Here is a 14821-nt window from a genome sequence, read left to right as displayed (position 1 = left end):
GCTCACGCCCTGCCCGCCAGAAGTTCGATGTACTGGCGCAGCGTCCGCGGTTCGCGTTGCAGGATGGCGCGCAGCGCCAGACTGTTGCCGCCCGAGCCGTACGCGGCATAGGACGCATGGACCTTCGCCAGCAACGCCTTCTGGCGTGCATCGAGCGGCAGCCTGGCGCTCCAGGCCTCGAACGGTGGCGCCGCAGCCGTGACCGGTCGCCCCAGGACGTCGCTCATGATGGCCACGATGTCGTCGCGGCTGGTCATGCCGGCGCAGAGTTCGAACGTGCCATACGCCAGACGATCCGTGGTGAACGCGATCGCAGCGGCTTCCGCCACGTCGCGGTAGTCGACGCGGGCGATACGGGTCGATGCCGGGAAAGGCTCGCCGAACACGCCGGTGTCGAGGACCGTATTCCAGCCGGCGGCGATGTTCTGGAAGAACGTCGCTGGATGCAGGATGGTGTAGTCGATTCCGGACTGGAAGATCGCCTGCTCGACCGGCAGCTTGGATGCGTGGTTCTGCAGCACGGTGTTCGTCGGATGGATCGCCGAGGAGAACACAATCTTGCGTACACCGGCACGGCGGGCCGCTGCCACCACGCCGACGCCCAGTTCAGCCTCGTCCTCCAAAAAGGCCGGGCCGATGTGAAACACGCCATCGACCCCGCGAACCGCGGCTTCCACGCTGCGCCGGTCCCGCAGATCGCCGATGACAACGTCACTCGCGCCCCTGTCGCGTGCGGCAGCCACCTTAGTGTCACTACGCACAAAACCACGCACGACTGCGCCGTGACGCACCAGTTCCGGGACGACAAGACCGGCAACCCGGCCCGCGGCGCCCACGACCAAAACGACGGGATTCGATAGGGACATGCGATCTCCTCCAAGGTAGAGCCGCAACATGCGTCCTATCGACAGTCGTGATAATTAAGGCGAAATCGGATATATTCTTCCGATTATCGGGAGAATACCGGTGCAGCGATTCGAGGATGTAGAAGCCTTCCTGGCGATCGTCGATCATGGCGGGCTCACGGCCGCGGCACGCCACCTGCGCCGGTCGCTACAGTCGGTCAGCCGATCGTTGGCGGCGCTGGAACGTGGCGTCGGTATCGAACTGGTGCGCCGCACGACGCGCCAGTCGACTCCAACCGAGGCCGGGCTCGCCTTCCATCGGCGCGTCAAACCGGCTTTGCAGGAAATAGCCGATGCCCGGCTCGAAGCCGCCAGCCAGCGCACCGAGCCTTCGGGACTGCTGCGCATCAGCGCCCCGGTGTTGTTCGCACCGCCCTACCTGGTGCCAGCCGTCGCCGCGTTCATGGCGCGCTACCCGCGCATCGACGTCGAACTCAAGCTGTCGGATCGTTTCGTCGATCTGATCACCGAGAACATCGACCTGGCGGTGCGCATCGGTGACTTGCCGGACTCACTGCTCAAGGCCAGGCGGCTGGGCAAGCTGCGGCGCGTGGTGTTCGGCGCGCCCGCCTACTTCGCGCAGCACGGCCGGCCGCAACGGCCCGAAGACCTGGTGCGGCATCAGTGCGTCGTGCGGACCTTCGACGGCGATACCGATACATGGCCGTTTCGCGTCGGCGGCAAGCGCAAGACCATCCGCGTAAGCGGGCGCCTGCGAGCCGACAACACGGCGGCCGTCTACGCCGCCGTCGCGCGCGGGTTGGGTATCGGCTTCACGCCGCTATGGCAGATCCGCGATCTGGTCGACCAGGGCGTGGTCGAACCGATCCTGGTCGCCTTCGAATCGCCTCCCGTGCCGATCCACGCGGTCTGGCCGGCAACCAGGTTGCCATCGGCGAAGGTGCGTCTCTTCGTCGACTTCCTGGCGACGCAGCTCGATACCAAGGGCCTGTAGAGCGGGATCAACCGACGGCAAGCACCGTCTTGGCGACGCCTTGGCCGCTGAAGGCAAAGCTCAGCGCCTCACGGTATTGCGCGAATGGAAAGACGCGCCCCACCGGCGGCGCGAGCCGATCATCGCGCACCCAGCCCAGCAGTTCCTGCACCTGTGCCTTCGCCTTGTCGGCTTCGAAGACCTGCGCGAACTGGCGCACGTCGACGCCCACCAGGGCCGCGCCCTTCATCAGGGGCAGGTTGGCCGGCAATGCGGGGATGGGGCCACCGACAAAGCCGACGACGAGATGGCGGCCACCCCAATTCAGCGACCGGAACGCAGGCTGGAAGAGTGGACCGCATACCGGATCGAAGACGACATCGATACCACCGCCGGCCGCCGCCTTCAGCCGATCGCGCCAGCCGTCGACCTCGCGGTCCAGGGTGATATCCGCGCCATGCTGCACGGTCAGCGCGCGCTTTTCCGGGCTGGAGGCGACCGCGATCACCGTGGCGCCCATCAGGCGGCCGATCTGTACGGCGGCAAGGCCGACGCCGCCGGCAGCCCCGATCACCAGCAACCGCTCGCCCGCCGCCAGATGCGCCCGATCGCGCAGACCATGCAGGGCGGTCAGGTAGTTGGTGCGAAAGCCCGCCGCGCGCTCGAAAGTCAGGTTGTCGGGAATGCGATTCACCGCAGCCGCCGGCGCGATCGCATACTCGGCGAATCCACCCCGTACCTGTGCCATGACGCGATCGCCGACGGCGACATCACGGACATCGGCGCCGACCGCGTCGATATGGCCGGCGACCTCAGCGCCCGGAACATGCGGCAAGGGTGGCTTGACCTGATAGCGACCCAGCGCCACCAACGCATCGACGTAGCCGACGCCGCACGCCGCCACCTTGATGCGCACCTCGGTCGCCGACGGCGTCGGCGTCGGCGCCTCGATGGCCGCATACTCTTCCAATGAATCCAGCCGATCCGCTTGAACCACCCGCATCGTCACGTCATCCCTGTCGAGACCCAGGCACTGTATACGCGCCCGCGCCTGGGCAGGGACAGTGACGGTTCAGGCGACGTCGCGCTCTGCGGGACGATCAGCCTGTTTGGGGAAGAAGCGGTTCTCCGGCCGCGGCAGGCCGAGGTTTTCGCGTAAGGTCTTGCCCTCATACTCGCGCCGCAACAGGCCGCGGCGTTGCAGCTCCGGCACCACGCGATTGACGAAGTCGTCGAGCCCTTCGGGCAGATAGGGGAACATCACGTTGAACCCGTCACTGCCTTCGCTGAGCAGCCATTCCTCCATCTGGTCGGCGATCATGGTGGGCGTGCCGACCATCGCCGTACCGGAAAAGCCGCCCAGGCGTTGCGCGAGTTGCCGCACCGTCAGGTTGTCGCGCGCGGCCAGTGCAATCGCGCGCTCGCGCCCGCTCTTGCTGGCGTTGGTCTCAGGAATCTCGGGCAACGGTCCGTCGGGATCGAACTTCGACGCATCGGTGCCCAGCGCGATCGAGAGCGACGCGATGGCGCTGTCGTAATGCACGAGGCTGTCGAGATGCAGCCGCTTCCGGCGCGCCTCCTCCGCAGTATCGCCGACGACGACGAAACAGCCGGGCAGAATTTTCAGGTGGTCGGGGTCGCGGCCGATCTTCTTCATGCGGCCCTTGATGTCGGCATAGAGCCGCTGGCCGTCGGCCAGGCTGCCGGTGCCGGCGAACACCACCTCGGCCGTCTCGGCTGCCAGCTGGCGGCCGGCCTCGGAGGCACCGGCCTGTACGATCACCGGCCAGCCCTGGACCGGGCGCGCCACGTTGAGCGGGCCGCGCACGGAATAGTGCTCACCCTTGTGGTCGAGCACGTGCAGCTTGTCGGGGTCGAAATAGGTGCCGCTCTCGACGTCGCGGATGAAGGCATCGTCCGCCCAACTGTCCCAGAGACCAGTCACGACGTCGTAGAATTCGCGCGCGCGTCTGTAGCGTTCGTCATGCTCGACATGATCATCGAGCCCGAAATTCAGCGCTGCATCCGGGTTGGACGTGGTCACGATGTTCCAGCCGGCACGGCCGCCGCTCAGGTGGTCGAGCGAGGCGAAGCGGCGCGCCAGATGATACGGCGCATCGAATGTCGTCGAGCCGGTGGCAATCAGCCCGAGATGCTCCGTCACCACCGCCAGCGCCGGCAGCAGGGTGGGCGGATCGAACGAGGTGACGGTCGCACTGCGCTTCAGCGCGTCCATCGGCATGTTCAGCACGGCCAGGTGATCGGCCATGAAGAACGCGTCGAACCGGCCGCGCTCCAGGGTCTGCGCGAAACGCTTCAGGTGTGCGAAGTTGAAATTGGCATCCGGATAGGCACCGGGATAGCGCCAGGCAGCCGTATGGATGCTGACGGGTCGCATGAAGGCGCCGAGACGCAATTGACGCGAGCTGGCCATATCTTACCTCTTATCGGCGCGGATCGATCTCGGCGCGGGCGATTCTTCGTCTTTTGGACAGCCGATGTCCATATGCGCGGACACCTTCCCCGTCGGCAGGGAAGGTGTCCGATCATCCTCGTGTCGATCCGCTTCTAGGCGCTGTGAAACACCAGGGTCCTGACTTCGATGCTCTCGCGCGGCGGCGCGTCGGGTGCGGTCGTCGGATCGACGAAAGCCGTGTGCGGTGTATGCCGGGCAGCGACGCTGGTCGAGGAGTCCGTGCATTTCAACAGCAGCGCCTCGCTGGGCTGCATCCGGGGCACATAGAACCAGCGATGCGAGGGGTTGTACTTCACCGAGTAGGTCTCGCCCACCCGGCTCGGATAGACAAGATCCGAGGGAACCAGATCTTCGGCATTGATGCTGGTCGCATCGCACACGGCCAGCGGCGCATCCTGCAGGGGGCCGCGGATCGGCCGCCACAGGTTGATCACCTGGACCCGGCCGCGCAGCAGTTCGTCCGCATCATCGGGCAGCAGGTCGCGGGCGCGTTGGGGGCCGGAACGCACGGTATGATCGATATGCACGCGCCAGGCCGGCTGGCGCGGCGCATCAACCGCGCGATCCTCGGCTTTGGGGACATGCCGGCGCACGACATGGTCGAAGACGTACACCCGATCGGCGCCGGTGGCTTCCTTGATCACCCGCTCGACTTCCGGGTAGTAGACGCGGCGCACCTCCGCATCGTCGTAGAAGTCGCTCACGGCGCTCTGGTGCTGGACCAGCGCGAAGCCGTTGCTGTCGAGCGAGATCGAGTCGGCGATCGGCCGCAGGTCATGGATAGCGACCCGGTGCGTGTCAGGCTCGGTGTTGCTGCGCGGCGCACCGCCGGGCGGATCGAAGGTATAGTTGCGAGGCCGCTCGGCGATGGGTGCCAGGTAGTGCACATCGGCATCGACGTGCGGCAGCGTGGCGACAACACCAGGATCCAGCAGCGAGGTCTCATCCAGGGGCATGATCAGGTCCTCCATGCACCAACGTTACAGTGCAGCGTGACCCAAGATGTCTGCCCTTCCCGCCCGGTTCGCCACCGAGAATAACTTAAGGCTTGATAAGAAATTGTTTAACCGAGCGCGCCACCCGGCGGGGTGGCGCGCTCGGGTACGGGAATCCTACTTCTGGCGTTCCCGATAGTCCCCGAACATCGCGTCGCGTTCGCTCAGCAGCTTGGACACGCTTTCGCCATCGCGCCGGAAGCGGCTCATGTAGGCCCGGCTCGACTCGGTGTTGAAGCACAGAGCCTGAAGCTCGGTACCAGCCCGGATAGCCGCACGCATGCCCATGATCTCCATGGCACGATGCACGCTGCGCTTGTTGATCTGCTGGATATCACTTGGGATTTTGGCGATACGCTCGGCGACTTTCAGCACCTCGGCTTCAAGCTGGTCGGCAGCCCAGGCACGGTTGGCCCACCCGCGCGCGGCAGCCTCGGCACCGCTCAGCGAATCACCGGTCAGCATCGACTCCATGGCCTGGCGCATGCCCATCAGCCAGGGGTGGAACTGCATGTCAGGCGGGCTCATCAGTCGAACGGGCGGATAGCCGATCTGGGCGTCCTCGGCGACATAGACCAGGTCGCAGGCGGTCGCGAGTTCCGTGCCACCGGCCAGGCAATAGCCGTGAACCTGGGCGATCACCGGCTTGGCGAGGTCCCACACGCGAAACCAGCCGTCGACCACATGCCGTGGCCACTGTCCAAGCCCGCCAGCGGTGTGGAACGGCTGGTCGACACGGTTGTCCGCCGACAGATCGTAGCCGGCGCTGAATGCCGGACCGGCGCCGCGGATGACCGTCACACGAACGTCCGGGTCGCGATCATTGGCTTCGAGCGTCTGGAAGATCTCGGTTCGCAGGAGATTGTTGAGCGCGTTGCGTTTCTCTGGCCGGTTCAGAGTGATCCGGCTGACGCCAGCCCGTGGCGCATCGACGAGAACATGGGTGTGCGTGGACATCGCTTCCTCCTCCGAACCATTGATCGTCCGGAGCGTAGCGCACGAGGTCCACTGCGTAAGGCTGACAGTCCTGCGCCGTCGGTCGAGCAGCTATCCGCGCAAATGGCAGGCCACCTGGTGACCGTCGGGGCCAGCCTTGAGCTTGGGGACTTCGGTGCTGCACAGAGGCAGCTGGCGGATCGGACAGCGCGTGTGGAAATGGCAACCCGAGGGCGGCCGCAGGGGGCTCGGCACGTCGCCCTGCAGCATGATGCGCTGGCGTTTCACCGATGGGTCGGGAATCGGCACCGCCGACAGCAGGGCCTCGGTATAGGGATGCAGCGGCCTCGTATAGAGATCCCGTGCCGATGCGATCTCGACAATCCGCCCCAGATACATGACGGCAACGCGCGTGCTGATGTGCTCAACCACCGACAGGTCGTGGGCGATGAACACGTACGTCAGATTGAATTGCTGCTGCAGGTCCTCGAGCAGGTTGATCACCTGTGCCTGGATCGATACGTCCAGTGCCGACACAGGCTCGTCGCACACGATCAGCTTGGGCGATACCGCGAGCGCCCGCGCGATGCCGATGCGCTGCCGCTGGCCGCCCGAGAATTCGTGCGGATAGCGCCGCATGTGGTCGGCGTTCAGGCCCACGGTCTCCAGCAGCTGGACGATACGGTCTTCGAACTCGCGCTGGTTCTTGGCCAGATTATGGATGGTCAGCGCCTCGCCGATGATGGCGCCCACCGTCATGCGCGGATTGAGCGAGGCGTACGGGTCCTGGAAGATGATCTGCATGTCGCGGCACAGTGCGCGCAGCGCGCTCCTGTCCAGCGCCGGCACGTCCTTGCCCTCGAACCACACCTCACCCGAGGTCGGCTCGATCAGGCGCAGGATGCAGCGTCCGGTGGTCGACTTGCCGCAGCCTGACTCCCCCACCAGGCCCAATGTTTCGCCCGCCCCGACCTCGAAGCTGACGCCATCGACGGCATGCACGCGATCGACCTCGCGGGCGAACAGGCCACCCTTGACCGAGAAGTGTTTCACCAGATCCTTGACGCGCAGCAGCGGCTCGGTCATCGGCACGTTCCCTTGCGAAGCGTCAGAGGATACAGGCGACCTTGTGCCCGGGGCCGACCTCGCGCAGCGGCGGGGTGGCCTCGACACAGGTCGGCTGGGCGTGACGGCAGCGCGGCGCAAAGCGGCAGCCGACGGGCGGATTGAGCAGGCTCGGCACCACGCCGGCGATCGCTTCGAGGCGGGTCTTCTTCACGGATGCCGTATCGATGCGCGGGATCGAACGAATGAGCCCCTGCGTATAGGGATGGCGCGGTGCGCGGAACAGCTCGCCGACCGGGGCCTCCTCGACCACCTTGCCGGCATACATCACCACGACCCGCTGCGCGGTTTCGGCCACCACGCCCATCGCGTGGGTGATCAGCATCACCGCCATGCCGAACCTGGACTTCATGTCGGCCAGCAGTTCCAGGATCTGGGCCTGGATGGTGACGTCGAGCGCCGTCGTGGGCTCATCGGCGATCAGCAGCTTGGGATTGCATGACAGCGCCATGGCGATCATGACCCGTTGGCGCATGCCGCCGGAAAACTGGTGCGGATAGTCGCGGACCCGGCGCTGCGGATTGGGAATATTGACCACGCGCAGCATCTCGGCGGCCCGGTCGAGCGCCGCCTTGCGGCCCAGGCCTTCGTGCAGGCGGATCACCTCGGCGATCTGGTCACCCACGGTGTAGACCGGATTGAGCGATGTCATCGGCTCCTGAAAGACGATGGCGATTTCCTTGGCCCGGATCTTGCGCATTTCCTCGGGGGGCAACGGCACCAGATCCCGCCCCTGCCACAGGATTTGGCCGTCGACGATGCGGCCCGGCGGCATTGCAATCAGCTTCAGGGCCGACAGCGCGGTAACCGTCTTGCCGCATCCCGACTCGCCCACCACGCCAACCGTCTCACCGCGATCGATCCTGATATCGACACCATCGACAGCGTGCACCATGCCGTCATCGGTGGCGAAGTGCGTTTTCAACCCACGTATCTCGAGCAAACGCTCGGCCATGAAACCACCCTGATCATTGTCGTTTATTGGTGAACGGCTTCGAGCTTGTAGCCGTCGAGATCGATCACGAACGCCGCATAATAGCTGGCGCCATAGTGCGGCCGCAGGCCGGGTGCACCGGCATCCCGGCCACCGGCTGCCAGAGCCGCGGCGTGGAAAGCATCGACAGCGGCACGATCGGGCGCGTCGAACGCCAGATGAAATCCCGCACCGGGCGCCACGACCTGCCCGGGCTTGGCAAACAACGCCAGCTTGTCGCCCTTGCCCCGCTCGCCGAAGCCAGCACCGCGCTCATTGCTCCAGACGCGCTCAAAGCCCAGGGGCGCCAGGATATGGTCGTAGAAGCGCGCCGCCCGCTCGAGGTCTTCGACACCAAAGGACAGGTGGCCCAGCATATTCATGCGTTCTACATCACCTTGCGAGGGTCCAGCGCATCGCGCAGGCCGTCGCCAATGAAGTTGATCGTCAACACGGCCAGGAAGATCGCAATGCCGGGCGCCAGCACCCAATGCGGCGCAAAGTCGATATTGTCCTTGGCATCGAACAGGATGCGGCCCCAGGTCGGAATGTCGGGCGGAAAACCGAGACCGAGAAACGACAGGGTCGATTCGGCGATGATGGCGGCGGCGACGTCGATCGTGCCGGCGACGATCACCGGTCCCAGGGCGTTGGGCAGGATGTGGCGTACCACCAGGCGCGGCGTCGAGGCGCCCAGCGCGCGCGCCGCCTCGACGAATTCCTTCTCGCGCAGCGAGAAGAATTGTGCCCGCACCAGCCGCGCTACCGGCATCCAGCGGAAGCCGCCGATGACGATGACGATCAGGACGAACATGCCGAACTCCGGTCCGGCGATATCCTTCAGCTTGTCGCGGAACAGGTAGATCACCAGCAGCAGAAGCGGCAATTGCGGCAGCGACAGGAACAGGTCGGTAAGCCACATCAGCGCTGCATCGACGCCACCGCGGGAAATGCCGGCGATGGCGCCGATCACGACTCCGACCAGTATCGCGACCGTCATCGCCGCCAGACCGACCGCCAGCGAGATGCGACCGCCATAGAGCATGCGCGCCAGCAGATCCTGGCCCAGATCGTCAGTACCCAAGGGATGCTGCCAGCTTGGTCCCTGCAGCTTCGCCGAAAAGTCGATCTCGTTTACCGGCACGCGCCAGATCAGCGGCCCGAACAGCACCAGCAGGACCATCAAGCCCAGGACAACGACGCTCACCACGGCCAACCGATGCCGACGGAAGCGGCGCCACGCCTCTCGCCAGGGCGAAACGTGCTTGCGACCGGCCGCCCGCGCCTGGGCGCTAGCGGTAGGCGATACGAGGGTCGAGCCAGCCATAGAGCACGTCGGCAATCAGGTTGAAGAAGATGACCAGGCACGCAAACACGAACGTCACGGCCATGATCACGGGCGTATCGTTGGCCAGGATCGCGCTGATCAGCAGCGAGCCGATGCCGGGAATGCGAAAGATCTGCTCGGTGACGATGGCGCCGCCGAACACGATCGGCATCTGCAGGGCGACCAAGGTCACTACCGGGATCATGGCATTGCGCACGACGTGCTTCACCACCACGGTGCCTTCGGGCAGCCCCTTGGACCGCGCCGTGGTGACATGATCCAGGCGGATCATGTCGAGCACGGAGGACCGGACATAGCGCGTCATGGACGCACCCTGAAACAGGCCCAGCACGGCGATCGGCATCAGCGCCTGGCGCAGATGCTCCCAGTACCAGCGCCAGCCGGTGGCGGTGACGTCGCTGTACACGAACGGCAGCCAGTCGAGATAGATACTGAACACCAGGATGAACAGCAGGCCAGTGAAGAACGTTGGCAGCGAGAAGCCGACGAACGCCAGCGTGTTGGCGATCTGGTCGAAGATCGAGTACGGCCGCGTCGCGGCGTAGACGCCGACCGGCAAGGCGATCAGCAGCGACAGGATCTGGGCCGAGCCGATCACGAACAGCGTGGTCGGCAGGCGTTGCAGGATCAGCGTATCGGCATCGACGCGGCTGGCGAAGGAAAAACCCCAGTCGCCCTGCAGCATGGCCGTGAGCCAATGCAGGTAGCGCAGGTAGACCGGGTCATCGAGCCCGAACTTGGCACGCAGCGCCGCCCGTACCTCCGGTGGCACCGCGGGATTGGTCGCCAGTTCGTCAAACGGATCACCGGGCGCCAACGCCAGCACGGTGAACAACACGATGCTGATTCCGAGCAGGCTCGGAATTGCAATGATGAGGCGCCGCAGCAGGTAGTGGGTCACGAAGCACCCAGTCTATATCGCTATCCGCGCAGCGGCTTCAGGCGTCCCGGTACCAGTCCCTCAGGTTCCAGAGATCGTTGTCCCAACCGCTGATCGAGGCCTGCAGCTTGGTGGAGATTGCCGCCACGCGGGGACGGTAGACCACCGGGATGACGGCGTTGTCGTTGCAGACCATGTCGTTCATCTTGATGAACAGGGCAGCTCGTTTGACCGGGTCGAGCTCACCCTGGCCGGCGCGGTGCAGCTTGTCGTACTCCTCGTTGCGCCAGCGCGTGATGTTGCGGCCCTGCCACTTGTTCTCCTTGGTCGCGACCTCGACCGTCAGGAACTGCAGCATGAACTGCTCGGGATCGGGCTGCACCATGGTGGTGGTGTACATCTCGATGTCGCAGAAGAACTTCGTGTAGGTGTCCGGGTTGGCGACATCGGAGGAGAAGAACACCGAGGCCGTCACCGACTTCAGTTCAAGATCGATGCCGGCCTTCTGGCAGGCCTGCTTAACGATCGCCTGGGTCTTCTGGCGCGGCGCGTTGATCGAGGTCTGGTACACGAACTTCAGTTTCTTGCCGTCCTTGGCCCGGATGCCGTCGGTGCCGCGTTTCCAGCCCGCCTCCTCCAGGACCTGGTTCGCCTTCTCGATGTTGAACTCCCACTTCGTGTTCGGTGACCGGAAGCGCTCCGGTCCGTTCACGAAATTGCCAGTGGCGACGCCGGTGCGCCCGTAGATGTGCTCCTGCACAGACTTGCGGTCGACCAGCAGGGCCAGCGCCTGGCGCACGGCGGGATCGGACAGCGACGGATGCTTGGTCTTGATGCTGGCGCGCTCGCCATCGACCTCGGTCCACGGGTCGGTGAAATTGACCGCAATATATTCGATGTTGCCGCCTTGCGTGATCTCGGCACGACCCTTGCCGCCTTTCTCCATGCGCAGAAGGATCTCGTCCTCGACCTGCATGTTCCAGGCATAGTCGTATTCGCCGGTCTGGATCACCGCGCGCGCGGCCGACACGGCATCGCCGCCGCCCTTCATTTCGATGGTGTCGAAATACGGACGGTTGGGCTCATGGTAGTTGGGGTTGAGTTCGCCGCGCACCATGTCGCCGGGCTTGAAGTCGACGAACTTGTAGGGACCAGTGCCCACCGGCTTGAGATTGGTCGGCGCATCGCGTGATGCGGCCCCTTTGTACGCCTCGAAGAGGTGCTTGGGGATGATCATGCCGCGCGTGCCGACGAAAGCATCGGCCCAGAACGGCGTCGGCTTCTGGAACTTCACCCGGATGGTATGCGAATCGATCTTCTCGACGGTGACTTCCTGGTACGTCGAGATCGTGTAGGTCGCCGTCGCTGGATCGCGCGCGTATTCCCAGGTGAAGACGCAGTCGTCGGCCGTGAAGGGCTTGCCGTCGTGCCACACGACGTTCTTCTTGAGCTTCCACGTGACCGACATGCCGTCCTTGGCCAGCGTGCCGTCCTCGAGGTTGGGGATCTCGGCGGCCAGCATCGGCACCAGGTTGCCGTTGGGATCCCATCCCGCCAGCGGCTCGTAGAAGATGCGCGAGCCCTCCTGATCCTTGGTGCCGACGGCAAAATGCGGATTGAGCAGGGTCGCGCCCTGCCACCACAGCACCTTCAGCGCACCGCCGCCGCCGCGTTTGGTCGGCTTGTAGGTCGATTTGGTCTGCGCCTGCGCAACGCCAGCATAGGTCAGCATCTGACTTGCCAATGGCGCGGTCAGCCCCAACGCCACCATGCGACTGACAAACGAGCGACGCGACAGCTTGCCGATCTTCACGTCGTCGATCAGGCCACGTAGTTCTTTTTCGTTCATACCATCCCCCCTGCAGCAGCACGTTTGACTAAGTATACGTCAACGCAATTTGGATGCCAGCTATACGGGAGCCGGGAGCGACCGCTCATGCTGCCCTGCACACGACAGGCGGGAGCACTGCAACACACCGCCGCCTAGGCGGCGCGGCGATCCCACCAATCGCGGAACCGGTACCAGGCACCGACGAACGGCAACGCCCAAGCTGGGTCGCCGCCATAGAAGCGGCGTGTCGGGAAGTCGTCGGTATCGAAGGCATTGGCCGGCGCATTGGATCCGCCCCGGATCTTGCGCGCGGTCTCACGCCCCAGATAGGTCATCATGGCCACGCCGTTGCCATTGCATGCCATCAGATAGCGCAACCCGTCGGGCGTACGCCCCATATGGGGCAGCCAGTCGAAGGCAAACGCGACGTTGCCAGTCCAGGCGTGCGTGATCTTCACGCCCTTGAGCTGGGGAAAGCGGTCGGTCATGTAGCGGTACAGCACCGGCGCGCTGACCTCAGGCGGTGCCTGGGTAAAGCGGGCCCGCCCGCCGAAGATCAGCCGCTTGCCGTCCGGCGACAGCCGGTAGTATGTGAGCACACGCTTGGTATCGGCGACGGCACGGCTGCGCGGGATCAATGCCTCCGCCTGCCCCTCTGCCAGCTCTTCGGTGGCGATGATGTGGCTGGCCACCGGCACCAGCCGGCGCTTCAGGTAGGGCGTGACGTCACCGGTGTAGCCGTTGGTCGCCACCACGACCTCGCGGGCCTTGATATCGCCCTTGCTGGTCTTGACGACGAATCCGCCGCCCTGCACCCGCTCGTAGGCCAGCGCTTCGGTTTGGGCGCAGAGGACAGCACCGGCCTTGTGCGCCGCCGCCAGCAGGCTGCCGTAGTAGCAGGCAGGATGCAGATGCCCTGCCCGTTCGATCAGCATCCCGCCGTGATAGTAGTCCGACGCCAGCGCCTCGCGCTGGCGTTCACGCGGCAGCATCTCGGCGCCGGCCCCGGCCAGCACATTGAAGTCATCGACCTTGCTGGCCAGGTCGGCATAGTGTCCCGGCGTGAACGCGCCCAGGAAGCGCCCGTGCTTGATGTAGTGGGCCTGCAGGCCTTCGCGGGCGATGATGTCCTCGATCGCCGTCATTGATTCGACGCCGCTGGCCAGCAGGGCTCGCTTGTGCGCCTGCCAGGCTTCGGAGTCGCGGTTCTTGCCCGAGATGCCCTTGCCGAGATTCACCCCGCCGCTCACCATGCCGCCGTTGCGCGAACTGGCACCAACGCCGAAATCGCCCTTTTCCAGCACGACGGCGTCGATCCCGCCGCGCCGCAGTTCAAGGGCCGTCGACAGCCCGCCGTAGCCGGCACCGACGATCAAGACATCGGTCGCGCGCGGAGGATCCTGCGACAGGTCGTTGGACGGATGCCACCACTCCCACCACCACGGCGTGGCCTTGAAGTCGCGGTGGAAGATCTCGGCACGCATGGTGCGCCCTCGACGCGTGGCCCGCTACTCCGCCGCCGTCGGCAGCTTCGGCACGTACGGCCGGGACGCAAAATGCTCCTGGTCGCTTTGCGAGAAGGCAAGGCCGGCCCGCAGGATGGCGCCGTCGTCGACCTTGTCGAGCGGCACGTAGTAGCGATCGTCGTCCTTGGTGATCGTGTCGTTGTCGACGCGATTGTAGCAGACAAGCAGGGTCCAGCGGCGCTTGTCGGAGCGATTGGCGTCGCTGCGATGGATCGCGTTGGCATGGAAGATCAGCACATCGCCCACCTCGAGTTCGCAATGGACGACGGGATGGCGTTCCAGGATATGGGTCATCCGCTGGGGATCGACCTCGTTCTGACCCTGGGTCAACGGCGTATGATCGATGCGGCCCAGCTTGTGGCTGCCCTCGACGATCTGCAGGCAACCGTTCTCCTTGGTCGTGCGATCGAGCGCAATCATGCACGACAGCATGTCCGGCCGCAGGCAGCCGTTGTAGTACCAGTAGCCGTAGTCCTGGTGCCATTCCCAGGCGCCACCGACCGCCGGATCCTTGGCCGTGAGCTTGGACTGGTAGTGATAGACGGCGCCGCCCAACAGCGTCTCGCTGGTGTCGACGATGCGCGCCGCGCGCGCTGCCAGCCCGTAGACGCTGTCGCCGGCCCGATTCCACAGCGCGATGCGCGTGGAGCGCCCCTCGCCGTCGAGCCGGTCGAGAACATGGCCGCGCACCGCCGGGTCCTCTTCCATCGCCCGCACCAGCAGGTCGATTTCCGCCGGCTTGAACATGCCACGCGCGATCACGAAACTGCGTTCATTGTATTCGGCGACCTGCGCCGGACTGAGCACACAGGGCATGGCGCCCTCCTCCCGAATGCTTATTCTGTCGGGTGACTATCGCGCCCCCGCCGGGAACTGGCAATATGGTCCCCAT

General features: G+C 65.1%; 14 protein-coding genes. 1 reads left to right on the top strand and 13 read right to left on the bottom strand.

Annotated features, from left to right (window positions below):
* Positions 1-2: 2 nt before the first annotated feature.
* Entirely contained in the window at positions 3-866 is an 864-nt protein-coding gene (locus tag FQU96_RS20010) for an NmrA family NAD(P)-binding protein (RefSeq protein ID WP_146543102.1), read from the bottom strand.
* Positions 867-966: 100 nt separating this feature from the next.
* On the opposite strand from FQU96_RS20010, the gene FQU96_RS20005 reads away from it, so the two are divergent.
* A complete protein-coding gene (locus FQU96_RS20005; RefSeq protein WP_146543101.1) occupies positions 967-1860 on the top strand; it encodes a LysR family transcriptional regulator in 894 nt (297 codons plus the stop codon).
* Positions 1861-1867: 7 nt separating this feature from the next.
* On the opposite strand, the gene FQU96_RS20000 is transcribed toward FQU96_RS20005, so the two are convergent.
* The 12 genes from FQU96_RS20000 to FQU96_RS19945 all read right to left on the bottom strand — a co-directional run bounded on the left by FQU96_RS20000 (position 1868) and on the right by FQU96_RS19945 (position 14745).
* Positions 1868-2842, bottom strand: coding sequence for an NADPH:quinone oxidoreductase family protein (locus tag FQU96_RS20000; protein WP_146543100.1), 975 nt, complete (start codon positions 2840-2842; stop codon positions 1868-1870).
* A 69-nt stretch (positions 2843-2911) separates the two neighbouring features.
* The gene (locus tag FQU96_RS19995) at positions 2912-4273 is read right to left on the bottom strand and encodes an LLM class flavin-dependent oxidoreductase (RefSeq protein ID WP_146543099.1); all 1362 of its coding nucleotides are present in this window, start codon (positions 4271-4273) and stop codon (positions 2912-2914) included.
* 134 nt (positions 4274-4407) lie between these two features.
* Positions 4408-5271, bottom strand: coding sequence for a CmcJ/NvfI family oxidoreductase (locus FQU96_RS19990; protein ID WP_146543098.1), 864 nt, complete (start codon positions 5269-5271; stop codon positions 4408-4410).
* Positions 5272-5427: 156 nt separating this feature from the next.
* Positions 5428-6267: an enoyl-CoA hydratase/isomerase family protein gene (locus FQU96_RS19985; RefSeq protein ID WP_146543097.1), complete on the bottom strand. Its 840-nt coding sequence runs from the start codon at positions 6265-6267 to the stop codon at positions 5428-5430.
* A gap of 90 nt (positions 6268-6357) precedes the next feature.
* Complete coding sequence (locus tag FQU96_RS19980; protein ID WP_146543096.1) at positions 6358-7332, bottom strand: ABC transporter ATP-binding protein; 975 nt, start codon at positions 7330-7332, stop codon at positions 6358-6360.
* A gap of 22 nt (positions 7333-7354) precedes the next feature.
* Positions 7355-8326 (bottom strand): ABC transporter ATP-binding protein, encoded by a 972-nt coding sequence (locus FQU96_RS19975; protein WP_146543095.1) that lies wholly within the window; start codon positions 8324-8326, stop codon positions 7355-7357.
* 23 nt (positions 8327-8349) lie between these two features.
* Positions 8350-8721 carry a VOC family protein gene (locus tag FQU96_RS19970; RefSeq protein WP_146543372.1) on the bottom strand — a complete coding sequence of 124 codons (372 nt, stop codon included), beginning with the start codon at positions 8719-8721 and terminating at the stop codon, positions 8350-8352.
* A gap of 11 nt (positions 8722-8732) precedes the next feature.
* Complete coding sequence (locus tag FQU96_RS19965) at positions 8733-9671, bottom strand: ABC transporter permease (RefSeq protein WP_146543094.1); 939 nt, start codon at positions 9669-9671, stop codon at positions 8733-8735.
* Complete coding sequence (locus tag FQU96_RS19960) at positions 9637-10593, bottom strand: ABC transporter permease (protein WP_146543093.1); 957 nt, start codon at positions 10591-10593, stop codon at positions 9637-9639. Before FQU96_RS19960 ends, FQU96_RS19965 begins: the two co-directional genes overlap by 35 nt.
* 37 nt (positions 10594-10630) lie before the next feature.
* Complete coding sequence (locus tag FQU96_RS19955) at positions 10631-12421, bottom strand: peptide ABC transporter substrate-binding protein (RefSeq protein WP_146543092.1); 1791 nt, start codon at positions 12419-12421, stop codon at positions 10631-10633.
* A 134-nt stretch (positions 12422-12555) separates the two neighbouring features.
* Positions 12556-13887 carry an FAD-binding oxidoreductase gene (locus FQU96_RS19950; protein ID WP_146543091.1) on the bottom strand — a complete coding sequence of 444 codons (1332 nt, stop codon included), beginning with the start codon at positions 13885-13887 and terminating at the stop codon, positions 12556-12558.
* Positions 13888-13911: 24 nt separating this feature from the next.
* Positions 13912-14745, bottom strand: coding sequence for a phytanoyl-CoA dioxygenase family protein (locus tag FQU96_RS19945; RefSeq protein WP_146543090.1), 834 nt, complete (start codon positions 14743-14745; stop codon positions 13912-13914).
* Between the last annotated feature and the right edge of the window lie 76 nt (positions 14746-14821).

It is taken from the genome of Reyranella sp. CPCC 100927 (genome assembly GCF_007859315.1).
Lineage (GTDB): Bacteria > Pseudomonadota > Alphaproteobacteria > Reyranellales > Reyranellaceae > Vineibacter.
The sequence above is the reverse complement of the archived record's forward strand: the minus strand, read 5'-3'. Positions and strand labels throughout refer to the sequence as shown.

Bases quoted from the DNA above. Each gene is read 5' to 3' on its own strand.
- FQU96_RS20010 (WP_146543102.1), bottom strand. From the start codon at position 866: ATGTCCCTATCGAATCCCGTCGTTTTGGTCGTGGGCGCCGCGGGCCGG.
- FQU96_RS20000 (WP_146543100.1), bottom strand. From the start codon at position 2,842: ATGCGGGTGGTTCAAGCGGATCGGCTGGATTCATTGGAAGAGTATGCG.
- FQU96_RS19995 (WP_146543099.1), bottom strand. From the start codon at position 4,273: ATGGCCAGCTCGCGTCAATTGCGTCTCGGCGCCTTCATGCGACCCGTC.
- FQU96_RS19990 (WP_146543098.1), bottom strand. From the start codon at position 5,271: ATGCCCCTGGATGAGACCTCGCTGCTGGATCCTGGTGTTGTCGCCACG.
- FQU96_RS19985 (WP_146543097.1), bottom strand. From the start codon at position 6,267: ATGTCCACGCACACCCATGTTCTCGTCGATGCGCCACGGGCTGGCGTC.
- FQU96_RS19980 (WP_146543096.1), bottom strand. From the start codon at position 7,332: ATGACCGAGCCGCTGCTGCGCGTCAAGGATCTGGTGAAACACTTCTCG.
- FQU96_RS19975 (WP_146543095.1), bottom strand. From the start codon at position 8,326: ATGGCCGAGCGTTTGCTCGAGATACGTGGGTTGAAAACGCACTTCGCC.
- FQU96_RS19970 (WP_146543372.1), bottom strand. From the start codon at position 8,721: ATGCTGGGCCACCTGTCCTTTGGTGTCGAAGACCTCGAGCGGGCGGCG.
- FQU96_RS19965 (WP_146543094.1), bottom strand. From the start codon at position 9,671: ATGGCTGGCTCGACCCTCGTATCGCCTACCGCTAGCGCCCAGGCGCGG.
- FQU96_RS19955 (WP_146543092.1), bottom strand. From the start codon at position 12,421: ATGAACGAAAAAGAACTACGTGGCCTGATCGACGACGTGAAGATCGGC.
- FQU96_RS19950 (WP_146543091.1), bottom strand. From the start codon at position 13,887: ATGCGTGCCGAGATCTTCCACCGCGACTTCAAGGCCACGCCGTGGTGG.
- FQU96_RS19945 (WP_146543090.1), bottom strand. From the start codon at position 14,745: ATGCCCTGTGTGCTCAGTCCGGCGCAGGTCGCCGAATACAATGAACGC.